21 protein-coding genes and 1 pseudogene are annotated in these 23002 nt (G+C 70.6%); 6 read left to right on the plus strand and 16 right to left on the minus strand.

Translation table 11 applies throughout. The annotated features are described in order from the left end of the window. Positions 1 to 204 precede the first annotated feature (204 nt). From SMA5143A_RS26040 to SMA5143A_RS26050, 3 genes are all read right to left on the minus strand, one after another. Positions 205 to 1179, minus strand: coding sequence for a MerR family transcriptional regulator (locus tag SMA5143A_RS26040; RefSeq protein ID WP_107465272.1), 975 nt, complete (start codon positions 1177 to 1179; stop codon positions 205 to 207). A gap of 94 nt (positions 1180 to 1273) precedes the next feature. After that, positions 1274 to 1780 (minus strand): glutathione peroxidase, encoded by a 507-nt coding sequence (locus SMA5143A_RS26045; protein ID WP_107465273.1) that lies wholly within the window; start codon positions 1778 to 1780, stop codon positions 1274 to 1276. Between the two features lie 88 nt (positions 1781 to 1868). Next, positions 1869 to 2861 (minus strand): helix-turn-helix domain-containing protein, encoded by a 993-nt coding sequence (locus SMA5143A_RS26050; RefSeq protein ID WP_107465274.1) that lies wholly within the window; start codon positions 2859 to 2861, stop codon positions 1869 to 1871. Positions 2862 to 3019: 158 nt separating this feature from the next. On the opposite strand from SMA5143A_RS26050, the gene SMA5143A_RS26055 reads away from it, so the two are divergent. Further along, entirely contained in the window at positions 3020 to 4261 is a 1242-nt protein-coding gene (locus tag SMA5143A_RS26055; protein WP_258193748.1) for an MFS transporter, read from the plus strand. Positions 4262 to 4619: 358 nt separating this feature from the next. Then, positions 4620 to 8357 carry a TIR domain-containing protein gene (locus SMA5143A_RS43115; protein ID WP_181362015.1) on the plus strand — a complete coding sequence of 1246 codons (3738 nt, stop codon included), beginning with the start codon at positions 4620 to 4622 and terminating at the stop codon, positions 8355 to 8357. A 10-nt stretch (positions 8358 to 8367) separates the two neighbouring features. On the opposite strand, the gene SMA5143A_RS26085 is transcribed toward SMA5143A_RS43115, so the two are convergent. From SMA5143A_RS26085 to SMA5143A_RS26105, 5 genes are all read right to left on the minus strand, one after another. Next, positions 8368 to 8661, minus strand: a complete 294-nt coding sequence (locus SMA5143A_RS26085) for a zinc-ribbon domain-containing protein (protein WP_055514718.1) — start codon at positions 8659 to 8661, stop codon at positions 8368 to 8370. Positions 8662 to 8778: 117 nt separating this feature from the next. Further along, on the minus strand, positions 8779 to 9039 hold the full coding sequence (locus SMA5143A_RS26090) for a hypothetical protein (RefSeq protein WP_107465275.1): 261 nt from the start codon (positions 9037 to 9039) through the stop codon (positions 8779 to 8781). Then, on the minus strand, positions 8997 to 9224 hold the full coding sequence (locus SMA5143A_RS26095; RefSeq protein ID WP_107465276.1) for a cation-transporting P-type ATPase: 228 nt from the start codon (positions 9222 to 9224) through the stop codon (positions 8997 to 8999). The genes SMA5143A_RS26090 and SMA5143A_RS26095 overlap by 43 nt, the downstream gene beginning before the upstream one ends. After that, complete coding sequence (locus tag SMA5143A_RS26100) at positions 9221 to 10177, minus strand: polyphosphate kinase 2 family protein (protein ID WP_107465277.1); 957 nt, start codon at positions 10175 to 10177, stop codon at positions 9221 to 9223. Before SMA5143A_RS26100 ends, SMA5143A_RS26095 begins: the two co-directional genes overlap by 4 nt. Before the next feature lie 58 nt (positions 10178 to 10235). Next, positions 10236 to 10640: a three-helix bundle dimerization domain-containing protein gene (locus SMA5143A_RS26105; RefSeq protein WP_146193955.1), complete on the minus strand. Its 405-nt coding sequence runs from the start codon at positions 10638 to 10640 to the stop codon at positions 10236 to 10238. 428 nt (positions 10641 to 11068) lie between these two features. Here SMA5143A_RS26105 and SMA5143A_RS26110 point away from each other — a divergent pair, with 428 nt between their 5' ends. Beyond that, positions 11069 to 11662 (plus strand): lamin tail domain-containing protein, encoded by a 594-nt coding sequence (locus SMA5143A_RS26110; protein WP_107465279.1) that lies wholly within the window; start codon positions 11069 to 11071, stop codon positions 11660 to 11662. Positions 11663 to 12052: 390 nt separating this feature from the next. On the opposite strand, the gene SMA5143A_RS43120 is transcribed toward SMA5143A_RS26110, so the two are convergent. Then, on the minus strand, positions 12053 to 12223 hold the full coding sequence (locus tag SMA5143A_RS43120) for a DUF6444 domain-containing protein (RefSeq protein ID WP_181362017.1): 171 nt from the start codon (positions 12221 to 12223) through the stop codon (positions 12053 to 12055). Between the two features lie 359 nt (positions 12224 to 12582). Between SMA5143A_RS43120 and SMA5143A_RS26115 the strand changes: the two genes are divergently transcribed. Next, positions 12583 to 12852 (plus strand): hypothetical protein, encoded by a 270-nt coding sequence (locus tag SMA5143A_RS26115; RefSeq protein ID WP_107465280.1) that lies wholly within the window; start codon positions 12583 to 12585, stop codon positions 12850 to 12852. A gap of 499 nt (positions 12853 to 13351) precedes the next feature. Here SMA5143A_RS26115 and SMA5143A_RS26120 read toward each other — a convergent pair whose 3' ends face one another. The 3 genes from SMA5143A_RS26120 to SMA5143A_RS26130 are packed head-to-tail and all read right to left on the minus strand — an operon-like array spanning position 13352 to position 15769. Then, positions 13352 to 14602: a sensor histidine kinase gene (locus tag SMA5143A_RS26120; RefSeq protein WP_107465281.1), complete on the minus strand. Its 1251-nt coding sequence runs from the start codon at positions 14600 to 14602 to the stop codon at positions 13352 to 13354. Then, positions 14599 to 15267: a two-component system response regulator CseB gene (gene cseB / locus SMA5143A_RS26125; protein ID WP_107465282.1), complete on the minus strand. Its 669-nt coding sequence runs from the start codon at positions 15265 to 15267 to the stop codon at positions 14599 to 14601. Before cseB ends, SMA5143A_RS26120 begins: the two co-directional genes overlap by 4 nt. Before the next feature lie 46 nt (positions 15268 to 15313). Beyond that, on the minus strand, positions 15314 to 15769 hold the full coding sequence (locus SMA5143A_RS26130; RefSeq protein ID WP_107465283.1) for a hypothetical protein: 456 nt from the start codon (positions 15767 to 15769) through the stop codon (positions 15314 to 15316). Between the two features lie 331 nt (positions 15770 to 16100). Between SMA5143A_RS26130 and SMA5143A_RS26135 the strand changes: the two genes are divergently transcribed. Then, entirely contained in the window at positions 16101 to 19379 is a 3279-nt protein-coding gene (locus SMA5143A_RS26135; protein ID WP_107465284.1) for a S8 family peptidase, read from the plus strand. Positions 19380 to 19674: 295 nt separating this feature from the next. Here the strand turns inward: SMA5143A_RS26135 and SMA5143A_RS26140 are convergent, their stop codons facing one another. Beyond that, positions 19675 to 21255, minus strand: coding sequence for a carboxylesterase/lipase family protein (locus SMA5143A_RS26140; RefSeq protein ID WP_107465285.1), 1581 nt, complete (start codon positions 21253 to 21255; stop codon positions 19675 to 19677). Between the two features lie 158 nt (positions 21256 to 21413). Beyond that, positions 21414 to 21539, minus strand: a pseudogene (locus SMA5143A_RS43125) (NAD(P)/FAD-dependent oxidoreductase); the annotation flags it as partial. Between the two features lie 282 nt (positions 21540 to 21821). Between SMA5143A_RS43125 and SMA5143A_RS26145 the strand changes: the two are divergent. After that, on the plus strand, positions 21822 to 22088 hold the full coding sequence (locus SMA5143A_RS26145) for a DUF6959 family protein (RefSeq protein WP_107465286.1): 267 nt from the start codon (positions 21822 to 21824) through the stop codon (positions 22086 to 22088). Between the two features lie 191 nt (positions 22089 to 22279). Here the strand turns inward: SMA5143A_RS26145 and SMA5143A_RS26150 are convergent, their stop codons facing one another. Both SMA5143A_RS26150 and SMA5143A_RS26155 read right to left on the minus strand, forming a co-directional pair. Beyond that, positions 22280 to 22543 (minus strand): DUF7660 family protein, encoded by a 264-nt coding sequence (locus SMA5143A_RS26150; RefSeq protein ID WP_107465287.1) that lies wholly within the window; start codon positions 22541 to 22543, stop codon positions 22280 to 22282. 251 nt (positions 22544 to 22794) lie between these two features. Beyond that, positions 22795 to 23002, minus strand: a 208-nt coding sequence (locus tag SMA5143A_RS26155) for a tetratricopeptide repeat protein (protein ID WP_146193956.1), incomplete at its 5' end; no start/stop codon positions are given.

Raw genomic sequence — 23002 nt, forward strand, 5'->3', positions numbered from 1 at the left:
GTCGGCGCGCGAGACGGGACGTCGTGGGGTCAGCTCGGCAAAGGCCACTGCGGCTCGTCCGTTCCGTTCGACTCGTGCGGGCGGTTGTTGTTCGTCGTGTGTCGGAGTAGACGCTAACCACCCGCTGACAGTTGGCCGACAGGACCAGTTCCCTCCGGTGCGGCCGTAGGGAAAACCCCCACGGCCGTACCGGTACTACATGGGTCAGGATGCGACCGGGAACGCCACGTCGCACACCGGATCCTCCGGCCCCGCCGCGTCCCAGTCCGCGAAGTACACCTCACGGCAGGGACCGACGACCTCCAGGCCACGCGCGGCGATCCACCGCTCGACCGCCTCGAAGGCCGCCGCGATCTGCGGGTAGGCCACCTGCGCCTTGGTGATCCGCGTGTACGCGAGCCGGCGCGCCGGCTCCACCCGCACCCCGGCCCCCCGGGCCCGCCCCTGCTCCGCGGCCCAGCGGCGGGCCGCCTCCGGGTCGGCCACCGGGACACACGACTCGGCGGGGCCGTCGCTCTCCAGGGACACCTCGGAGTGGTACACGACGAACGGCGCCCCCGCCGTCCCGCCGCAGGCCGCCGCGCCCTCCTCCAGCCGTCCCAGCGACGCCCCGATCCACGCCGGCAGCTCGTCGACCAGGAGGTGCCGTGCCTGGGTGAGCACCACCTGCGCGGCCGTGTCGACCGTCTCGACCACGAAGGTGCCGCAGGCCCCGGCCCCGGCCCCGTCCGCGGCGTTCGTTCCGTCGGTGCCGCCCGTACCGTTCGAGCTGTTCGTGGCGTCCGTGGCGTTCGTGCCGTCCATCGCCGGGTCCCTTCCCGTGAGCCGTCCACGGAGGTAGCCGACCAGGGCCCGCTGCGACGCGAACCGCTCCTCGGCGCCGGCCCAGTACGCGTCGAGCCGCTCGGCGGCCAGAACGCCGTCCGTCCCGACGGCCTCCACGATCTCCGCGACGCGGGCGAGAGGCATGTCGAGCTGCCGCAGCAGGGCGACGAGACGGGCGCGTTCGACCTGGTCGGACCGGTAGTACCGGTAGCCGGTCAGCTCGTCGACGTACGCCGGGGCGAGCAGCCCCAGTCGGTCGTAGAGCCGCAGCGCCTTCGCCGACAGCCGTGCGCGGGCGGCGAAGGCACCGATGGTGAGCAGGTCGTCCGTGGCCACTGGGTCATCCTCCGTCACCGGGCGTCCGCGCCCGGCGGGAGGGACGGTGGTCCTTGACCCAGGGGGAAGGTCAAACGAACGGGCGCACCCGGAGCGGCGGGTGGAGGTGGCCTCAGCCGAGCGCCTTCTCCACGGCGGCCACCAGCTCCGCGGCCTCCGGCTCGGTCTGCGGGGAGAAACGGGCCACGACCGAGCCGTCCCGGCCGATGAGGAACTTCTCGAAGTTCCAGCGGATGTCGCCGCTGTGGCCCTCCGCGTCCGGGTGACCGACCAGCCGCTCGTACAGGGCGTGCCGGCCCTCGCCGTTCACCTCGACCTTCTCGGTCATCGGGAAGGTCACGCCGTACGTCGCCGAGCAGAACTCCGCGATCTCCTCGGCCGAGCCCGGCTCCTGCCCCAGGAACTGGTTGCAGGGCACGCCCAGCACGGTGAAGCCCTGCGCCGCGTAGCGGGCCTGGAGGGCTTCGAGGCCCGTGTACTGGGGGGTGAGACCGCACTTGGAGGCCACGTTCACCACGAGCACGGCCTTGCCGGCGTACTGCGCGAGGTCCGCGGAGCCGCCCGTGAGGGCACCGATCTCGATGTCGAGGGGAGAGGTACGGGGGGTGTCTGTAGTCATAAACGGATGCTATCTCCGGAAACCTTTTCGCCTCCGCCGCCCCGGACGGAACACCTCGGCCGCCTCGGCCCGCCCCGGACACGGCGCGTCAGCCCGCGTCCCCGTCGGCCTCCCGGCGTTCCGGAGCCCGTACCAACACCTCGCCCGCCGCCGTCCGGGTGTACAGGACCGAGCGGCCCGCTCGTCCGCGCCGGACCAGGCCCGCGTCCAGCAGGACCTTCAGATGGCGGCCCACCGAGCCGAGGGGGCGGCCGGTGACCGCGCACAGCTGGGTCGTGCTCATGGGGGAGTCGAGGAGGGCGAGGACACGGGCGCGGGCGGTGCCGAGGAGCGGGCCGAGGGCGGCGGGCGCGGCCGCCGGGCCGTCGCCGCCGGCGAGGACGCCCGAGCACGGGTACACGACGGCGTACCGCTCGCCCTCCTCCCACGCCACCCAACCGACCCGCTGCGGGGTGACCGGCACGAACACCAGCCGCGCGCCGGAGATCTCCCGCGGCGGATACTCGTGGAGGTTGACCTGGAGCCGGTTCTCGCCGAGCCAGCGCATGCCGGGCCGCAACGCGTCCAGCACCGCCGCCCAGCCGCTCTGCCCCAGCTGCGCGGTCCGGGCGAGGACGTCCGCCTCCAGCACCCGCCGCCGCCGCTCCCAGTCCGGCCGTACGGCCTCCTCCCACACGTAGGTCAGGAGGTCGGCCGCGCGGTCCGGCAGGTCGTCGCGGTCGAGGGCGGCCGGGAGCGGGCCGCGCAGGGACAGCACGAGGTGGGCGCGGGCGGCGGCCGGGTCCACGGCCCGGACCCGGGCGACCTCCTGCGCGAAGGTCTCGCCCTCACGCGGGGTCGGGGTGAGGAAGTCGGCGATCCACTTCTCGCCGAGACCCGCCCGGACCAGCAGGGCGGTGACCGGGTCGCGGGCCAACTCGGCCCGGTAGGCGGGCAGATGGTCCGCCAGCCAGACCTGTTCGCCGGGATGGGTGCCGGTGCCCGCGTGCAGCCGCTTCAGGCTCGCGAACGTCTCCGCGAGCGGCGACACCACGAACCGGCTGCCGGCGAGGGTGTCGGCGTTGACCTGCCACCAGCCCACTGCGGGACCTCCGGGGTGCGGCGGACGGCCGCTGCGGGGCCTCCGGGCTGTGGCGGACGGCCACTGCGGGACCTTCGGGACGCGGCGAGGCCGTCCGGGCTTTCGCGTGTGCGCGAAACATTAGCGGCGGCCGGGACGTCGGGCCGATCGTCCTGCCCATGCGCAGCTATCAAGCCCTCTTCCGCACCAGGGAGTTCACCCCTCTCTTCCTGTCCTCGTCCCTCCAGGTCGCCGGGTCCACCATCGGCGGGCTGGCCCTCGGGACGTCCGTCTACGAGGCCACCGGTTCCCCGCTGCTGTCGGCGCTCAGCATGTTCGGCCCGTCCCTGGCCCAGGTCGTCGGCGCGACGACCCTGCTGTCCGCCGCCGACCGGCTGCCGCCGAGGGCGACACTCAGCGGCCTCGCCGCGTCGTTCGCGGTGAGCACGGCCCTGCTGGCGCTGCCCGGTCTGCCGCTGTGGTCGGTGTTCGCGGTGATCGCCGTCCAGGGGCTGATCGCGTCCCTCGGTGGGGGAGTGCGCTGGGGCCTGCTGACCGAGATCCTGCCGAAGGACGGCTATCTGCTGGGCCGCTCGGCGTTCAACATGCTGCACGGCCTCACCCAGGTCACCGGCTACGCCACCGGCGGCGCCCTGGTGGCGCTGCTGTCCCCCCGGGTGACCCTGCTGGTGTCGGCGGCCCTGTACGCGGCGGCCGCCCTCTGCTCCCTGACCGGACTGACGCGCCGCGCCCCGCGCGGCACGGGCCGCCCGTCCGTCGCCGAGACCTGGCGGACCAACGCGCGCCTGTGGGCGTCCGTCCCGCGCCGGCGCCTCTACCTGGGCCTGTGGATACCCAACGGCCTGGTCGTCGGCTGCGAGTCCCTGTTCGTGGCGTACGCCCCCGACCGCGCGGGCGTGCTGTTCGCCTGCGCGGCGCTCGGCATGTTCACGGGTGACGTGACCGTCGGCAGACTCCTTGCGCCCCGGTTCCGCGACCGCCTCGCCACACCCCTGCTGCTGCTCCTGGCCGCCCCGTACCTTCTCTTCGCCCTCCACCCCCCGACCCCCCTGGCCGCGGCCTGCGCGACGCTCGCCTCCGTCGGCTTCGCCGCGAGCCTCGTCCAGCAGCAGCACCTGCTGGCCCTCACACCGCCGGACCTCACGGGCCACGCCCTCGGCCTCCACTCGGCCGGCATGCTCACCCTCCAGGGCGTGAGCGCGGCCCTCGCGGGCGCGGTCGCCCAACTGACGTCGCCGGGCACGGCGATGGCGGTGCTGGCCGCGGCGTCCGTGACGGTGACGCTGGCGCTCGCGGTCGACCGCCCCCGCCCGCCCGTGCCGGACGGAGCGGGAGCGGTCCGCCCCTCCTCGATCGGCACGAGGGGCGGGACCTCCCGGACCGGAAGGTTCCGGCGCTGAGGGCGCCTCGGCGTTCATGATGGGCGCACGCCGGGCGAGGCCGGCCGGGACGCGGGAACTTCGTTGCCACGCCCCGACTTCGCCGAACACATGACGATCCTCCTGGCGGCGACCACGACAACGCCCACCTGGCCCGGACCCCCAACCCCCCACACGCACCAGAGGCCACCACGACTGCCGCGACGGGGAACGGGCAGGGAACGGCGCCCGGACGGGATCGGGTGAGCCCACGCAGGTGTCGGCACTACCCTGGAACACCTTCGCGGAGGCGGGACCGCGAAGACGACGGTTGGGGGCGACGGGGGCCATGTCGGAACACGGGGTTTCGTCCAACGAGGGCGTGTGGTTGAACCGGGTGGTGGGGAGACCGCCGCGCAAGGACTGCGGTCGCTACGTCGCCTGGTCACCGGACGGACGTCTGCTGGCGGTGCCCGCCGACCACAGCCGGATCCGCGTCATGAACGCCGAGGACTACTCGGACGTCGCGATCCTGCGTGCGCGCGGCAGCAGGGGCTTCGTCAACCGGGTGAGCTGGTCGCCGGACGGCGGGCGCCTCGCCGCCGCCTGCGGCCTCCACGGCGTCCGTGTCTGGGACATCGACAGACCCCACCAGTCCCTGCGGCTGACGGCGCACACCCGCTGGGTGGGCCACGTCGCGTGGTCGCACGGCGGGGACCTGTTCGCCTCCGGCGCGCAGGACAGGACGGTCCGGCTGTGGGACGCCCGGAGCGTGCGGCCTTCGCACACCATCCACGCGCACGCCGACTATGTGAACCGTCTCGCCTGGTCGCCGGACGACACGATGCTGGCGACGGGTTCGGCGGACGCGACCGTGTGCGTCTGGAAGCGATCCGGCAGTTCATGGCTGCCCGTTCAGACCGTGAACCAGGGGGACATCGTCATCTCCGTGGCCTGGTCACCCGACGGCAGGACGCTCGCCACGGGTATCAGCGGGGGCAGGATCAGCGTTCTGAGGCTCGACGAGAACGCCAGGAGCGAGTCGATCACCTACCTGGAGGGACACACGGACAGTGTCTCGGACGTGATGTTCTCGGCGGACGGGAAGCTGCTCGGGACGGCCTCCCGGGACCAGACCGTCCGCCTGTGGCGCACCGACGACTGGACGACGGTCGCCGTGCTGCGGCCGCCCTACGCCGAGGTCGACGGCTCGGACGATCTCGACGCCCGTGTCCGCGGCCACTCCGAGGTCGAGGTCGAGGTCGACGACTTCGACGACAGCGAGGACGACGATGCCGACCTCGACGACATCACCGAGGACGACTTCGAGGACGACTCCGAGGACGGCTTCGAGGACGACACGAGCGTCCGCGAGCGGACCAGCCCGAGCTTCGCCTTCCACCCCACCCTCCCCCGCCTCGCCGTCTGGAACAACTACGCCGGCCTCTCCCTCTGGGACTACGACCTCGACCAGCTGCTCGGTCATCAGGCCGGCGGCGACTCCGTGCGGTACATGACCGCCAAGGTCGTCCTCGTCGGGGACTCGGGGGTCGGCAAGACGGGGCTCGGATGGCGGCTCGCGCACGACGAGTTCAAGGAGCACGCCTCCACGCACGGCCAGCAGTTCTGGCTCATCGACGACGTACGCACCCAGCGCGCCGACGGCACGGACTGCGAGGCCGTCCTCTGGGACCTCGCCGGCCAGCACGTCTACCGCCCCGTGCACGCGATTTTCCTGGACAACGTCGATCTCGCCCTCGTGCTGTTCGACCCGACGAACCGTCAGGAGCCTTTGAAGGGGGTGCAGTTCTGGCTGCAACAGCTCTCGGGGAGGAGGGCCCTTCCCCCGACCGTCCTGGTCGGGGCGCGCGTCGACCGGGGCGCCCCCGTGGTGTCGCAGGCGGAGCTGGACCAGTACTGCCAGGCCCACGGCATCACCGGCGGCTACGTCAGCACCAGCGCCGCGACCGGCACCGGCGTCGGCGCGCTGATGGAGCTGCTGCGCGAGCAGATCCAGTGGGAGCGGATGACCACCACGGTCACGACCCTCACCTTCAAGCGGATCAAGGAGTTCGTGCTCGCGCTGAAGGAACGCCCGGACCGCCGCGGCGTCCTCGTGTCGCCCGCCGATCTGCGCCGGCAGCTGCTGGAGACGGACCCTGAGTGGCGGTTCACCGACGCCGAGATGATGACGGCGGTCGGGCACCTGGAGAACCACGGCTATGTCTCGGTGCTGCGGACCTCCTCCGGCGCGCGGACCGTCCTGCTGGCCCCGGAGCTGCTGGTCGACCTCGCCTCGTCCGTCTTCCTCCAGGCCGACAAGCATCCGCAGGAACTCGGCGCGCTCAGCGAGTCCACGCTGCTCGCCGGCGGCTACCCCCTGCCCGAGGTCGACACCCTGGACCGCGCCGAGCAGCAGGTCCTGCTGGACGCCGCCGTCGTGCGGTTCCTGGAGCACAACCTGTGCTTCCGCGACACGCTCGGCGCGGAGACCCTGCTGATCTTCCCCGGTCTGATCAAGCAGAAGCGCCCGCTGTTCGACGCGATCGAGACGGTCGACGACGTGTCGTACGTGGTCCGCGGCCAGGTAGAGAACGTCTACCCCGCGCTGGTGGTGCTGCTCGGCCACACCCAGACGTTCACCCGCGTCAACTACTGGCAGAGCCAGGCCCAGTTCGACATGGGCAGCGGGCAGATCTGCGGGTTCCGGCTCTTCCAGGAGCGCGAGGGCGAGATCGAACTCGTCCTGCACTACAGCGCGGCGGTGCCCCCGTACGGCCGCCGTATGTTCCAGGGACTGTTCGAGCGGTTCCTGTACCAGCGTGAGGTGACGGTGACCGTCTTCCCGCCGGTGTCCTGTGCCGGCGGGCACCGGCAGGAGCGCTCGGCGGTGATGGGCTCCCTGCGCGACGGTGTGCGGGTCATGTTCTGCTTCCGCTGCGGCGACCGCATCGACCTCCCCGACACCGAGCAGCCGGTCGCGCTCGGCGCCGAGGACACCCGGCTCGTCGAACGGGACGAGGCGGCGGCCCGGCTGCGCAGCACCTACGAGTCGTTCCTCGTGCGGGTGAAGAGTTTCCGCAGCGACCGCGCGGTGCCCCGCTGCTACCTCAGCCGGCCGCCCGCCGAAGCCGCCTGGGCGTCCCGGCTCGCCCGCGACCTGCGCGAGGCCGGGGTGCTCATGGTGGACGACCCGGCCGACGTACGCGGCGACGACGTCGTCCTGGTCGTGGTGACCCCCGACCACCTGCGGGCCCTGACCCGCCCCGAGGGCGCGGCGGCCGTCGACGCGGAACTGATCCGCGCCCGGCGCGGCCCCGGCGCGTGGCCCCGGGTCATCCCGCTGCTGCGGGCCGGCACCGCCGACAGCCTCCAGCCCGTCGAACTCCTCCGCGGTCTCGCGCCCGGCAGGTTCCAGGACGAGACCCGCCATGTCGTCGGCCTGTTCGACCTGGTGCTGACGCTGTACGCCATCCCCTTCAACCATCCGGCCTTCCAGCCGCTGCGCGTGACGCTGCGGCGTGAGTGGGAACGACACAGGCGTGAGGAGCAAGCAGTGGTGGTGCGGTCGTCGGCCCCGTCCGACACGGAGGTCTACCTGTCGTACTCCTGGAGCAAGGAGAGCAACGCGCTCGCCGACGAGCTCGACGAGGCGTTCCGGGCCAGGGGCGTCACCGTGGTCCGCGACCGGCGGGACATCGGCTACAAGGCGTCCATCAAGGACTTCATGGCCCGCCTCGGGCAGGGCAAGTGCGTGGTCCTGGTGATCAGCGACGCCTATCTGAAGTCGCAGAACTGCCTGTTCGAACTCCTGGAGACCGCCCGCCACGGCGAGTTCACCGACCGGGTCTTCCCCGTGGTGCTCCCCGACGCCCGCATCTACCGGCCGCAGGACCGCATCGGCTACGTACGGTACTGGGAGGAGCAGATCAACGAGCTGGACGAGGCCATGCGGAGCGTCTCGGCCGCCAACCTCCAGGGCTTCCGTGAGGACATCGACCTCTACACGGAGATCCGCGCCCAGCTGCCCCGGCTGGCGGACGTCCTGCGCGACATGAACACCCTGTCGCCCGAACTGCACCGCGCCTCGGAGTTCTCGGAGATCTTCGAGGCGGTGATGACCCGACTGTCCACCTGAGAGCCGGCGGTCAGGACTGGTACGGCTGCTGCTGGCTCTGCCCCTGGTAGTGGCCGCTGGGGCCGCCCGCGCCCTGCGCCTGGAGCTGTTCCGCCTGCTCGGCGGTCACCTTCTGCTCCGCCCCGCAGAACGTGCACTGCGTCTGGTACTTCGTCGACACCGGGAACAGCGGCACGAAGAACAACGTGAACTTCGTGACCCGCTTCCGCAGCGTGTGCGCGGAGGGGTTCCCGCACTGCCCGCACACCAGCGTGAGTATCGCGAGCTGGTACAGGTAACCCTTGGTGCCAAAGATGATCAGCATGTCGGTCCTTCCCGGTTGGTGCCAACCGGCACTCTGCCCCCAGTGTGCACGCCCGGGCCCGATCGTCCTAGAAGTTCTTGCCGCGACCTCCACCTCCCCCACCTGGGCGGGGACCGGTCACGCGGCCCCGGAGCGGCGGGCCAGGAACTTGCCCCACAGGAGCAGGAGGGCGAGGGCCGCCAGCACGGCCCAGCCGAACTGGCGGGCGTCGATCTCGCTCGTGCCGAGGCCCTCGCTCCAGGCGGCGAAGTCCGCGCCGAGGACCGCCTCGCCGGGAATACCGAGCTGCCCGAGCTGCCGGGCGATCGCCGCGCCCGTGGTGACGTCGTCACCGGTCACCATGCGGACCCGGATGTGCCCGGCCTGCGCGCCGGCCATCGCCGCCAGGCCGGCGCCCGCCTCTCGTCCGGCAGCGCGTTGGGCCCGTGCGCGGCGAGCAGCTCCGTGGCGCGGGCACCGGACAGCCCGACCGCCGGACCGACACCGAACGCGGTGGCCACGTCCTCGGGAGCGCGGGCGTACCAGGCGTGCTCCCGAGGACCGCTCGGGGAGGGCTCGGTCACCGTTCCGCTCCCTCGACCGGATGCCGTGCGGCGTACGGGTCGGCCGGGGCCCCGGCGGGCGCCTCCCGCTCCAGCTCCCGCTTGGCGACGAGGAGCGCCCTCCGCGCCTTCTCGCCCACCTCGGGGTACCGCGGATCGATGTCCATCAGGGTGTGCGCGAGGATCGCCGCCGCGCAGATCCGCGCGAACCACTTCCGGTCGGCCGGTACGACGTACCAAGGGGCCCATGGCGTGCTCGTCGCGGACAGCATCTTGGAGAACGCGTGCTGGTAGGCGTCCCAGTGGCGCCGCTCCCGGACGTCGGCCGCCGAGAACTTCCAGTTCTTCTCCGGCAGGTCGATCCGCTTGAGGAAACGGGTGCGCTGCTCCTCCCTGGAGAGGTTCAGGAAGATCTTCACCACCTTGAACCCGTTGTCCGTGAGGTACCGCTCCCAGTGGTTGATCTCCCGGTAGCGCCGCTTCCAGACGCCCGGCCCGCGCGAGTCCTCCGGCAGCCTCTGCCGCAGCAGGTTCTCGGGGTGGACGCGGACGACGAGGACCTCCTCGTAGTGCGAACGGTTGAAGATGGCGATCTCGCCGCGCGCGGGCAACCGAGTGGCGTAACGCCAGAGGTAGTCGTGGTCGAGTTCCTCGACGGACGGCACCTTGAAGCTGCTGACCCGCACGCCCTGGGGGTTGACGCCGCTCATGACGTGGCGGATCGTGCCGTCCTTGCCGCCGGCGTCGAGGGACTGCAAACAGAGCAGGACGCCGTACGTGTCCTGCGCGGCCAGCCGCTCCTGGTACTCGGCCAGCAGCGACACCCCGGTCCGCAGCAGCTCGACCCCGTCCCGCTTCCGCAGCCCGGCCTTGTACCGGGGATCGAAGTCCCGCTCCAGTCGCACCTTCGTCCCCGGCTCGACCCTGAGCGGCTCGATGAACTCCGCGATGCGCTTGGCTCTCCGGTCCGACATCACGATCAACCCTCCAGCGATCGGGGGCGGGTACGGCGCGCCACGGGGACCGGGACGGTCACGGCCCGGTCCGGGTGCCGCTTCCCGTTCCGGTCGCGGTCCCGGCTCGTTCGGCGGCGGGGAGGACGGGGACGGGTTCGGAGGCGGGCGGCACGGGGTGCGGGGTGGGCGGCACGGGGTGTGGGGTGGAGTGCGGGGCGGGCAGGGGGGCCAGGGCCGGGGCGGTGAGACAGCGGGCCCTGAGCACCTTCCGGGACCGGCGTTCGATGAGGATGGGGACGTAGGCCCTGACTCTGGCCTGACGGAAGGCGTCGTACGCCGCCCTGACCGTCGCCTCGACGGTGACCACGCCGACCGAGGGGAAGTCGACGGCCAGCCGTGCCACCAGGTCCCGCACGACGACCGACCTCCGACCGCAGAGCCACACACCCGCCACAGCCGCGACAGGATCCCTCGCGCTCATTGTCGACGCACCTGGACAAGATCGCCCTCCGGGGACGGGCGGCCTGCCCGCCGCGCGGGCCGCTTCCCCACCCCCTTTCATCGGTGGGCCGGCGAGCTCATCCGTCGGCCCCCCTTGTTACTCACTTTCGGGTGACGCCCGAGCCCTTGCGGGTGGGTGCATGGGGGAGAACGGACGTCGCACCCCAACGCCCACAAGGCGGCCCCACCAGTCGGCGATGCAATAGCGGCCGTAAACCGCATTGATGGATGTTGCAGGCGAGAGTCATAGAAATATGGACAAGAGGTAACAGAAGGGGATGTTGCGCCACGAGTCCTCCAGGCCGTGGACAGAGTGTGCGTGCGGCCAACCGGTCGCCACCACACCGACTTCCCCGTGGGCCCGCACCGCCTGCCCGGGGAAGCCGTCCGCACCACGAGGGAGCCCTCTTGTCCGCTACCGCTTCTGCCGGCGCCCGCCGTCTCGCCGCCGCCACCCTCGCCGCCGGCGCTCTGATCTCGGTCGTCACCCTGCCGGCGTCCGCCGCCGACCACGACCGTCACGAGCGCCCGAGGGTCACGATCTCGGAGGTCCAGTACGACGCCCCGGGCCGCGACGACCGCTCGAACCGCTCCTTGAACCGGGAGTGGGTGGAGATCACCAACACCGCCAGGCGCAGCGTCAACCTCGACGGCTGGACCCTCGAGAACGAGGACGGCCGCACCTACACCTTCGACGACTACCGCCTCCGGGGCCGCACGACGGTCCGCATCCACACCGGCTTCGGCCGTGACACCGCCGCTGACCTGTTCCAGGGCAGCCGCCATCACATCTGGGGCAACCACTCCGACACCGCCACCCTCCGCAACGACCGAGGCCGCTGGATCGACAGCGAATCATGGGGCCACCGCCGCCACGGCGACGGCGACCGCCGCCACGGCGACTGGGGCCACCACAACGGCGACGGCGGACACCGCCACGGAGACTGGGGCCACCGCAACGGTGGCCACCACCACAACGACAACGGCCACCACCACCGCTGACCCCCACGCCCTCCCCGCGAGATCGGCTGCTCAAGCGCCGGCCGGTGGTGAGTGACCGTCCTCATTGATGTGAGAAGTGGATGGCAAAAGGCCTCGGACCATGATCGGTCCGGGGTCTTTTCCTGCTGCCCACGGCAGGATTCGTGGCTCGCGCGCAGATCGCGGCCCCGCACCGGCAGCGGCGCCGGATCAGGCGCATGTCGGTGACTTCCCGCTCGATCAGCGGGATGTCGAAGACCTGGACCGTGCGGAAACCCTCTTCCGCCGCATCCGACAGCGGGCCGGTGCGCCCCGAGCATTCGGCCGGCTGGACCCGTTCAACGCGGTCGGGCTCCCCGATGGCTGCAACCAGTGGCCCTCCCGCCCGCGCTGACCCGGCTTGCGATCCGCCTACCGCACCCGCTGCGAATGCGGGCTCTTCCTCGCCGGCGGATCGGACGACGGCGGCTTGCTGCTGTTGGTGGAGTCCATCCCCAGCCGGCGCTTCAGCTCCGCGTTCTCCGCCCGTAGCTCAGCGACCTCGGCTCGCAGCTCATCGATCACGCGAGCCTGCACAGCCACCGGCGTGGCGAGATCCTCGACGACGGCCCCTGCGACACGGACAGGAATCTACAAGATTGTCAGCTCACCGGGATCACCGGACCCACCGCTCCTCAGTACCGCCTGTGAATGGACACCTTACTGCCGCTCATCTTCTTTATGTCTGCCAAATTAATCGAGTAATCCACCTCGATCGCTGGGGCTGATTCAGAGCCAGATCAGAGAAAAGGGTGGATCGTGTGTGCAGCATGGGCGTCCAAAGATCAGCCGCGTTACGCTGCACTCGCAGAAGAGGACAGGGGGTTCGGCGATTCTGTTCGAAGTCCGATAACTCCCTCTTCGGCCACCCCCCCCTGTAAATGAATAAGGAGTAAGCGAAAATGAAGGCCTTGATGAAGAAGGCTCTCGTGGTGACCGCAGTGGCCGGCTCCATGGCGTTCGGGGCCAGCGGTATCGCTGCTGCTGCCAACGTGGGTGACAAGGTGACGCGCGTGGCGTACGCCTCGCAGGAAGGCGTGGCGTACGCCAACGCGCTGACCGAAGCGCGGAACCAGTGCCCGAACCGCAACGACGTGTCACTGATCAGCCGGACCACCTGGCAGGAGAAGAACGGTACCTGGGCCGCCCAAATCAGCATCAGGTGCAACTGACGCCCAGCGGCATTAGTTGCCTTATTACATGCCGGCCTTGAGGGCCTGGCGGTGCTGTGCACCGCCAGGCCCTTCGCCGTGCAGGATTTCATGGACGGCTCGTGCGGCACTGAGTCCATTTCGGCCTGGCCGTACGGTCGGCCGGTTGATGGTGTTCATTCACAGGGTGGTGGGTGGGAGCCATGGGGTGCCGGTGAGTGCGTCGTGGAATGGCGACGGCCCCAAGCGCGGCCCGATCCCGCTGGATTCAGCGTACTGTCTGCCATCCGTCCGGCAGGCTGATCCCGCACGCCCCTCCCCGTCGGCCGGAATCCGACCAGCGAGAGCCCACAGGTTCTGGCGTGAACGGATCAGGCCGGCGTTCTGCCTGCACGGCGGCTTCGGTGTAGCCGCGCCCTTCACCCTGATCTGGCACCAGGCTGACATCGCGCGCCAGGCGCCGGCGCCGCGCGGCAGGACCGGCCATCCGGCTCAGGGCGGCTCCTTCTACGCCGTCCGCTCACGCATTCGGCGCCTGTGGGACGTCCCGTGGCGGACCACACTCCGTCGGCAGCCGCAGTTCCGCCTCCGCGCCCCCCTCCGGATGGTTGCGGAAGGCCAGGCGGGCGCCGAGCAGACGGGCCTGGCCGGTCGCGATGGTCAGGCCCAGGCCGGTGCCGCCGGTCGAGGACCCGGTGCGGAAGCGCTGGGGACCGGAGGTGTGCAGGACGGCGAGCAGGTCGGGAGGGAAACCCGAGCCGTGGTCGCGGACCCGGACGACCGGGCCGTCGACCTCCACCTCCACCGGCGGGCCGCCGTGCCGCAGGGCGTTGGCGGCCAGGTTGGCGAGGATGCGTTCGACGCGGCGCGGGTCGGTTGCCACGACCGCGTCCGCCGCGACCCGTACCCGCACCTCGTCGAGTCCGGCGACCGCTCGCCGTGCCATCGCGCTGACCTCCCGCTGCTCGGTGTCCACCACCGCGATCCGGGCGTCCAGCCGGGCTACCTCCAGTACGTCCTCGACCAGCCCGCGCAGCTTCTGCACGCCGCCCGCCACCAGCTCCGACGCCCGTCCGGGCGGCAGCAGGCCGACCGCCGCCGACATGCCCGCGACCGGTGTGCGCAACTCGTGGGCGATGTCGGCGGTCACCCGGCGCTCCGCCTCCAGCCGCGCACTCAGCGCGTCCGCCATGGCGTTGACGGAGGCGGCGAGCCGGGCGATCTCATCACGGCCTTGGGGACGGAGCCGGGCGTCCAGGTCGCCCTCGGCGATGCGTTCCGCCGTACGCGCGGCTGCGGTCGCCCGGCCTCCCATTCGCACGCCCAGCAACAGCCCGGTCAGGGACACCAGCATGGTGGCGGCCGTGCCCGTGGTCAGCAGCGTCCGGTCGAGCGCTGTCAGGGACCGCTGCTCGGGGGCGTACGAACGGGAGACCGCGACCACCTTCCGGTCCGAGACCCGGGTCGCCGCCCACAGCACCGGATGCACGCCACCGTTGTGCAGGTAGGTCACGCGGACGTCATGGCGCACCGCCCGCGCCACCGGACGGGGCAGATCGGGCGGGTCGATCGCGGCGGGCGAGCTGCGTCCGGCCGCGTGGTCGTGGGCGGCGCTCACCAGCTCCCGGTCCAGTCCCGAGCGGGCGGTGGCCAGCTGGTCGGTGGCGGTGATCCGGTGTACCAGCACCCCGGTCGAACCCGCCACGCACGCTGCCGCGGCGGCGACGGCCAGGGCCACCTTCGCCCCCACGTTCAAGGCGGGCGGCCTCATGGGCGCAGCTTGTAGCCGAAGCCGCGCACCGTCTCGATCCGCTCCCGGCCGATCTTGGCGCGCAGTCGCTGCACGTGGACGTCGACGACCCGGGTGTCGCCGGACCAGGCGTAGTCCCAGACGCGCTCCAGGAGCAGGTCCCGGGAGAGCACGGCCCCCGGGGCGGCTGCGAACTCGCGCAGGAGTTTCAGCTCGGTCATGGTCAGCGCGAGTGGCTTCCCGTCCTTGTGCGCGGTCAGGGAGACGGGGCAGAAGACCAGATCTCCGAAGCCCAGGCGGGTGTCCTGCGTCCGCTGCCCGGCGGGGGCCGCGCGGCGCAGCAGGGAGCGGATGCGGGCCACGAGGACCGGGCCGTCGAAGGGCTTGGTGACGTAGTCGTCGGCGCCCGCTTCCAGGCCCAGCACCACGTCCACCGGGTCGTTCCGGGCCGAGATCAGCAGCACCGGGACGCCGGACTCCTCGCGGATGCGGCCGGCCAGGCTCACCCCGTTCAGGCCGGGCAGCATGATGTCGAGCACGGCCACGTCGGGGTGGCGTTCCCGGAAGAGCGCGAGCCCGGTCAGGCCGTCGGCCGCGGTCCGCACCCGGTAGCCGCGCTCCTCCAGGGTGAGCCGCGTGGCCTCCCGGATCAGCTCGTCGTCCTCGACGAGTAGAACTTCGTGCATGGGTTTCCTCTCCGGCGGTCGTCTTCCCGTCAGCTCCGTGACGTCGTCAGCCGTCCGGCAGGTTCAGGGTCTCCGGGCGGTCGAAGCCCGTCGCCCAGAGTGGTGCGGGGGGATGGACGGGTGTGATGGTCGCTTCGCCGTAGTAAGCCACGGAAGCACGCCGCACCCGGTGGCTCAGGACGACCTGGACCGGGTAGCTGCGGGGTTGGCCCGCGGAGCAGCCGGCCGTGCAGGACGCCTCGCCGGTGGCTCGCGGCTTGGGCGCGCCCCAGTCCCGCCACGTCAACCGGTCCAGGGAGATGAGCTCGGTCAGCTCGATCGTCCTGGGACGCTGCCAGGCCCGCCCGTACAGGTCCGCCACATAGACCGGCCCCGACCAGGGGATCGCCGTCGGCGCCGGGCCCTCGACCCGGACGCCGCCGTTCACCCCGCCGCACCCGGTCGGCAAGGCGGTCAGGAAGACGGTCAGCACGGCGCACGGCGCGAGTCGGCGAAGCCGCATCCCCCACTCCTTCCGTCGGACTGCCAGGTCATCCGGTAACAACCGCTGGCTCATCGGGGGATATTTGAGCACGCCCGCCGTTCTCCGGGGCGGGCCGGTTTTGCTCCCGCAGGAGTCCCTGTCACAGGTCCGCGGTCGACCCGCCGTCTGACCTGGGCTTGTAACGGCCGGCCGTAGGTTCTCCATCGGAATCGATACGGCGTTGTCGCACAGCCGACGAACAGTCCTGCGTTCGCTCTCCTACCGTCACTCCGGTCACTGCACCCGACCGAACGGACCTGGGGGAACCTTGCGCAGAAGAAGGAACACCGCGTGCGCGGCAACGGCCGCGATGACGGTGGCGGCCCTCGCCGCGGGACTGACCGGCACGGCACGGGCGACACCGGTGCCGACGGCGGTACCGGCCGCCGCCAAGAGCATGGACGCCACCGGCAAGCACCGCATCACCCTCGTCACCGGTGACCGTGTCATCGTGGACGCCAAGGGCCGGGTCGTCGGCATGGAGCGGGCCAAGGGACGTGAGCGCGTCCCCGTGCAGATGCGGAGGGTCGACGGCCACACCCTGGTCGTACCGACGGACGCGGCCCAGATGATCGCGAGCGGCAGACTCGACCAGCGGCTGTTCGACATCACCGAGCTCGACAAGGCGGCCAACCGCAGGAGCCAACGGAACGGTGTGAAGGTCATCGTCGGCTACACGGGCACGGCGAGCACCGCGAAGGCCGACGTCCGGGACGCGGGAACCCTCCGCCACGGCTTCAGGACCCTGAACCTGGACTCCGTCCAGACGTCCGCCGAGGAGACGCCCGACCTGTGGCACGCCCTCACTCACGGGAACGCCGTGGCCTCGGGCATCTCTCACATCTGGCTCGACGGCGTCCGCAAGATGAGCCTCGACAAGTCCGTGCCGCAGATCGGCGCACCCGCCGCCTGGGCCCGGGGCTACGACGGCAAGGGCGTCAAGGTCGCCGTCCTGGACACGGGCATCGACACCAGCCACCCGGACCTCAAGGACCAGGTGATCGCCGCCAAGAACTTCAGCACGGCCGCCACCACCAGGGACCACCAGGGGCACGGCACGCACGTCGCGTCCACCATCGCGGGAACCGGCGCCCTGTCGGGCGGCAAGTACAAGGGCGTCGCCCCCGGAGCGAAGATCCTCAACGGCAAGGTCCTCGACGACGAGGGCGAAGGCGACGACTCGGGCATCATCGCGGGCATGGAGTGGGCCGCCGAGCAGGGCGCCGACATCGTCAACCTCAGCCTGGGCGGCGGCGACACTCCGGGCACCGACCCGATGGAAGCCACGGTCAACCGGCTGTCCGAGGAGAAGGGCATCCTCTTCGCCATCGCCGCGGGCAACGAGGGAGAGCAGGGCGCGAAGACCGTCGGCTCCCCGGGCAGCGCGGCCAACGCGCTCACCGTCGGTGCTGTCGACGGCACCGACCGGCTGGCGGACTTCTCCAGCCGTGGCCCGACCGCCGACGGCGCGATCAAGCCGGACGTGACCGCGCCGGGCGTGGGCATCACCGCGGCCTCCGCCAAGGGCAGCGAGATCGCCAAGGAGTACGGCGAGAATCCGGCCGGGTACGTGTCGATCTCGGGTACGTCGATGGCGACCCCGCATGTCGCGGGCGCCGCCGCCCTCCTCAAGCAGCAGCACCCGGACTGGACCTTCAGCGAACTGAAGGCCGTGCTCGTGGGCTCGGCCAAGGGCGGCGCGTACACGCCGAACCAGCAGGGTTCGGGCCGGATCCAGGTCGACAAGGCGATCGACCAGAGCGTCGTCGCCAAGACGACCTCGGTGAACTTCCCGGTCCAGCAGTGGCCGCACACCGACGACACCCCGGTCACCAGGAAGCTGACGTACCGCAACCTCGGCACGAAGGATGTCACGCTGACCCTGTCGACCACGGCCTACGACCCCAAGGGACAGGCCGCCCCGGCGGGCTTCTTCACCACCGGCGCGGACCACGTCACCGTCCCGGCCGGCGGCGAGGCCTCCGTGGACGTCACCGTGAACACCAAGCTGGGCGGTGACCTCGACGGCGGGTACTCGGCCTACGTGAGTGCCACGGGCGACGGCCAGACCGTCCGCACCGCGGTCGGCGTCGAGCGCGAGACCGAGGCGTACGACCTCACGCTGAAGTTCGTCAACCGCCCCGGACAGCACCCTGTCCACCTCACCACGCTGTCCGTGGCCACGCGGGGCAGCGGCGGCTACGCGAACGTGTCCACCGAAGACACCGTCACCTTCCGGGTCCCCAAGGACCGGTACATCCTGGACTCGCTCAGCATGAAGGACCTCGATTCCACCGAGGGCGGCGCCGACTGGCTGGCCCGGCCCGTGCTGAACCTCGACAGGAACACGACGATCACGCTCGACCTGAACAGGACCCGGCCGGCCGACATCACGGTGCCGGACGCGCAGGCCAAGCCGCTCCAGGCCCTCGTGTCCTACGAGTACCTGCCCGCGGACGTGTGGTTCGGAGTCGAGATGCCCTCGTTCTCCGACATCCGGCTCGCGCATGTCGGCCCGGCGATGGACTCCGGCCTCGTACAGACCTGGTCCGGGCAGTGGACCAGGGGAAGCGACACCGAGTACGACATCGTCGGCGGGGGCGAGACGAAGAAGGTCCTGGGAGATCGTGTCCACCACTACAAGGCGAGCGAGCTCGCCACGGTGAAGGCCGGTCTGGGTGCCTCGGCTCCCGGCAAGACCGGCGCCCTCGGTCTGACCGTCCACGTGCCCTTCGGCTACGGCCTCCACACTCCGGTGCCGCAGAAGCTGCCCGCCACCCGCACGCTGCACCTGTCGACCGGTGAGGGGGCCGAGTACTACTTCGCCTTCGAGCAGCACTCGGGCAGGCAGGACCCGGACGGTGTGCCGCTCAACGATGCGTCCGCCGACACCAGCTCCTACAAGAAGCTCACCGGGGGCAGGACCTACCAGAAGCGGTTCAACACGGCGGTGTTCGCGCCACGGGCGATACGCGACGAGTACCAAGGCCTCTTCCACACCTCCGAGGGAATCTACGGCGACCTCTCGCTCTTCGCCGACGGTCAGGGCCATCACGCGTCCTCCGACCTCACCTCGGTACGGACGACGCTGTACCGGAACGGCGGGAAGTTCGGCTCGAACACCGACCCACTCACCGGCAAGGTCACTTTCAGGGTCCCGGTCGGCGCCGCCGACTACACACTGACCACCTCGGCCAGGCGGAGCGCCAAGGTCCACGCCGCCTCCACGCGCGTCGACGCGAGTTGGACGTTCCACTCGAAGCGGCCGACGTCCGGCGTGACCGAACTCCCGGTCTCCTCGGTCCGCTTCAAGGCCCCAGTCGGCCTGGACAGCCGCGTCCCGGCAGGCAGGACGGTTACCTACCCGGTCACCGTCGAGGGCGCGGCGGCAGGCCGGAACCTCAAGTCGCTGACGGCGTACGTGTCATACGACGACGGCAGGACCTGGACGAAGACCGACGTCAGGAACGGGAAAATCACCGTCAGGAACCCGGCGAAGGGCAAGGGCGTCTCCCTCCGCGCCAAGATCACCGACAAGAAGGGCAACAGGTCGACGATCTCGGTCCACAACGCGTACTACGGCAAGTGAGGCCCGTGGGCCACTGAGTGGGTCGGTCTGCCGGAAGCGAGGCCTCCGGCAGACCGACCCTGCCCCGTGCTGTGCGGAAACGTCTGCCGGTTGGCTGCCACTTGCCGGGCCGGCCGACCGGATCCACCAGGTCAACTCCGCGGATCGTTCCGGTCACCGCATCAGCGGCAGCGCGGATTCGCCTCAGTAGCCATGACTACGCCCGCCACCGCCGACTTGGGGTATCGGGGCCATACCCGCGGCCTCGGGACCACCTGCGTTCGGCCGCATCCCGGGGCCACTGCCTCCCACGGGTTCAGCCGGTGGCCGCGGCGGCGTCCCACAGGGCACAGTGATGGGCCGCGGTGAAATCAGCGGACGGGCGTGGGCCGCCTGCCGACGAGGTCTGAAGAACTGTCACCTCGCCGGGCCGGACCCGCTGGTCGGTCATGTCGGGCAAGCCGGACGCGCGAGGGACACCGTGGGAGACGAAGGACGACCAGTACTGGATCATCTGGCGGGACAGCTGCCGTTCCTCGGCGTTGAACGGCGCCTCGCGTCCGTGGTGCCGGAAGAGGTACTGGAGGTCGTTGGTGTGCGTGGCCCCGAAGTCGTAGTCGGTGTTCAGGTTGCGGAGGTTCTCGGCGGGCGGGCCGGTCACGTCCGCGAACTCGTACTGGTACACCGGAGCGCCCTGGGCGAGCTGTCGGCTGACGCGTGCGGTCGGACAGGAGTAGTCCCGGTCGCCGCGGGCGGCGGCGTGCGCGAGTGTCGGGGTCGGGTAGTCGGTCAGCGGATAGCGTGCCAGCACCTCGTCGGCGATGTCCTCACCGAACCAGCCGCGCATGGTTTGGGGGTACTGCTCGGACGTCAGCGGTTGTCCCTTGCCGTCGAAGTCGAAGTAGTCGAAGTACCGCCCTTCGGTTCGGGTGGTGCCGAAGAGGACCGGCACCTTGGCCTGCCGACCCGCTGCGAAGGTCTCGGCGGGCTGCTGAGGCAGGACGCGGTCGCCGACGATGGGCCCCCAGGCGCGGCCGGACTGCGCGGCGAGGACCTCCTGCGGGGTCTTGGTGCGCAGACAGTCCAGCACGGCCTGCGAGTCGGTGTCAGCGCAGCCCAGAGCGTCGGCGAAGGCGCGACCGGTGGTTTCGGCGTTCTTGACGGGGATGGCGGCGCAGTCGCGGTAGGACGCCGACTGGCTGATCGCGGCCCGGAACAGCCCGCGCGCAGTAGGCGAGGCAAGCTGGGAGCACACGGCCCGGCCGCCTGAGGACTCCCCGGCGATGGTGACGGCGTGCGGGTCGCCGCCGAAGCGGGCGATGTTGGCTCGTACCCAGCGCAGCGCCGCCTGTTGGTCGAGCAGGCCGTAATTGCTCTGCGCACCGGGCAGGGTGAGGAAGCCGGAGGCGCCGAGGCGGTAGTTGATGGTGACCACGATGACGTTGCCGTCCGCGGCGAACCGGTCGGCGACATAGTCCCGGCCGCCGCCCTGGATCATGCCGCCGCCGTGGATCCACACCATGACGGGCAGCCGCCGCGGGCTCGTCGGCGTGTAGACGTTCAGGTTCAGGCAGTTCTCGGTGTACGTGCCCTGCTGGGAGTTCGTGCCTTGCAGGCAGCGCGGACCGAACGCCGTGGCCTCGCGAACGCCCTCCCAGAGAGGGTGAGGCTGCGGTGGTCGCCAACGCAGCGCGCCGACCGGATCGGCGGCGTAGGGGATGCCGAGGAACTGCCGCCCCTCGGCGGTGTTCTGACCCCGGACCGGACCGGCGGTGGTCCGTACTACCGGGGACTCTCCCGACGGGGTCCGTGCGGCCCCGGAGGCAGAGGTGGGGGTGAGCACGGCCAGCAAGGCCGCGAGGCATGCCAGGGCAGATGTGCGACGGGCTCGGAGCATGGGGGACAGTCCTTCCACCGCTCGATGCACAGCGGTTGCGCGGTAGGGCGGCACCGGGAGGATATTGAAAGCTCAATCTTTTGGGGTCGGATACATACGGAACCGGCCAGTCACCGCGGAAGATCAGCTGAAAAGAAGGAGCCCGACACGTCGGCGGTCACCAGGATGTCGGTCGCCTGCGCGGGTCGCGCCGCCGTCGAGCGGCGCGCGACGGCCGGCACGGCACTGACCGCCGACCGTATCCGGGCCGAGCCGCCCTCGACCAGGTCCATCGCGACCTCGGCATCGTGCCGACACCGATGAGGACGTCGTTCCGCTCACGCAAACGGCCCCGGACGAGGAGTCCGAGGCCGAGCAGGAGCCCTCCCTGGGGAAGAACCCAGTTCAGAGCCGTAACGCGCTGTGCCCCCGGCAGGATTCGAACCTGCGACACCCGCTTTAGGAGTTCGATCGGGCGGCTCTGATACGGCCCTCGCAGTCCTACCGCCATGACGTGTGTGATCGCTCAAGGCCGTCTACATCCACGGTCGTTGATGTCAGCTGGTGATGTCAGGTTGGATGGTCCGATGGAGCGCATTGAGGCCGAGCTGTTCACAGACGGCGGCAACGACGCCGTGATTCGCATGCCCGGCAGACGGTTCCCCGGGGTCCTGGTACAGGGCGACTCCCTTCACATCCTCCGCAGCGACGTTGCCGAGGTGGTGGAGGCATGCGAGCGAGGAGACCTGGAGGAAGCTCGGGACTCCGCCAGCCTTCTTCTGGCGAACCTGGATGCTCTGCTGGCGCGGTACGAGGCTGCGTTGGGGGAGCACGAGATTCCGCGGCCGTACTGAGCTGTAGGGACATCAGCTTGGGAAGCTGCGGGCATTTGGGGCCGGATCGGGCGCTGACCTGGGCGAACAGTGGAGGCGGGGTTCTGCTGGGCTTTGTTGCTTTTACCGTTGTTCCCCGGTGTTCCCCGCTCTATCTGGTGCGCTTGTGGTGCGGGTGCTGAGGATCGATCTGGTGCAGGGGGCGTGGCTGCTTACTCGTAGACGATTGCGGCACTCAGCGCACGAGCAAAGAGAGTCCAGTCGCCGTTGGCCGGCATTTCCTGGTCGAAGTTCCGGTACCAGCTGGGCGAAGAATCGATCCAGGCGGTCAGCGCATCCAAGAAGCGGTCCAGGGTGGCGTTCTCCCACTGCTCGCCCCGCTCCACGAAGTCGTCCCGGAGCTGGGCGATGAAGGCCACCAGCTCTTCCCTGCTTGTGACTTCGTCCTCGGGGCGGCCGGGCGGTAGCTGCAGCATGGCGACACTCTAGTCATCACCCGGGATCTCCCTGGATGGGCCTCTGACCCGTGTCGGGTGGCAGGGATTTGAAACCACGGCTTCTTCGTCCCGAACCAACTTGGGCGGGGCTGTCTGCTTGGGCTGGTGGCCCGGCTCTCACCTGCGCTGACGGTCCGCAGCTGTCCGAAGTCGTCCGCCGTTGTCACGCAGTTAGACACTCATTGCTACTGCGCCCTGGTGGCTGGTGTGGCAGAGCAGCATCTGATCCGTTACTTAGGATTGGCTGAGGGAGGTTGACAGTCGGGGGCGGTTGATGGAGTTGCTGTATCCGCTTGCTGTGCAGCTGCCGCAGCTTCACGGGCGCGGATGATGTTGTTGCGGGCGTCGATGGTGTCGGGGTGGTTGGGTCCCAGGATTCGCTCGGAATCGGTGAGGACCCGTTCGTACAGGTCGAGAGCCTCTTGGTCCCGTCCGGCC

Origin of the sequence: Streptomyces sp. MA5143a, assembly GCF_900290235.1 — a bacterium.
GTDB lineage: Bacteria > Actinomycetota > Actinomycetes > Streptomycetales > Streptomycetaceae > Streptomyces.

What these genes read in the sequence shown, in the direction of transcription:
- SMA5143A_RS26105 (WP_146193955.1), bottom strand. Translation starts at nt 10,640, where the DNA reads ATGAGCGCGAGGGATCCTGTCGCGGCTGTGGCGGGTGTGTGGCTCTGC.
- SMA5143A_RS26090 (WP_107465275.1), bottom strand. Translation starts at nt 9,039, where the DNA reads ATGGCCGGCGCGCAGGCCGGGCACATCCGGGTCCGCATGGTGACCGGT.
- SMA5143A_RS26135 (WP_107465284.1), top strand. Translation starts at nt 16,101, where the DNA reads ATGACGGTGGCGGCCCTCGCCGCGGGACTGACCGGCACGGCACGGGCG.
- SMA5143A_RS26145 (WP_107465286.1), top strand. Translation starts at nt 21,822, where the DNA reads ATGGAGCGCATTGAGGCCGAGCTGTTCACAGACGGCGGCAACGACGCC.
- SMA5143A_RS26130 (WP_107465283.1), bottom strand. Translation starts at nt 15,769, where the DNA reads ATGCGGCTTCGCCGACTCGCGCCGTGCGCCGTGCTGACCGTCTTCCTG.
- SMA5143A_RS26045 (WP_107465273.1), bottom strand. Translation starts at nt 1,780, where the DNA reads ATGACTACAGACACCCCCCGTACCTCTCCCCTCGACATCGAGATCGGT.
- SMA5143A_RS26150 (WP_107465287.1), bottom strand. Translation starts at nt 22,543, where the DNA reads ATGCTGCAGCTACCGCCCGGCCGCCCCGAGGACGAAGTCACAAGCAGG.
- cseB (WP_107465282.1), bottom strand. Translation starts at nt 15,267, where the DNA reads ATGCACGAAGTTCTACTCGTCGAGGACGACGAGCTGATCCGGGAGGCC.
- SMA5143A_RS26140 (WP_107465285.1), bottom strand. Translation starts at nt 21,255, where the DNA reads ATGCTCCGAGCCCGTCGCACATCTGCCCTGGCATGCCTCGCGGCCTTG.
- SMA5143A_RS26100 (WP_107465277.1), bottom strand. Translation starts at nt 10,177, where the DNA reads ATGTCGGACCGGAGAGCCAAGCGCATCGCGGAGTTCATCGAGCCGCTC.
- SMA5143A_RS26085 (WP_055514718.1), bottom strand. Translation starts at nt 8,661, where the DNA reads ATGCTGATCATCTTTGGCACCAAGGGTTACCTGTACCAGCTCGCGATA.
- SMA5143A_RS26120 (WP_107465281.1), bottom strand. Translation starts at nt 14,602, where the DNA reads ATGAGGCCGCCCGCCTTGAACGTGGGGGCGAAGGTGGCCCTGGCCGTC.
- SMA5143A_RS26115 (WP_107465280.1), top strand. Translation starts at nt 12,583, where the DNA reads ATGAAGGCCTTGATGAAGAAGGCTCTCGTGGTGACCGCAGTGGCCGGC.
- SMA5143A_RS26055 (WP_258193748.1), top strand. Translation starts at nt 3,020, where the DNA reads ATGCGCAGCTATCAAGCCCTCTTCCGCACCAGGGAGTTCACCCCTCTC.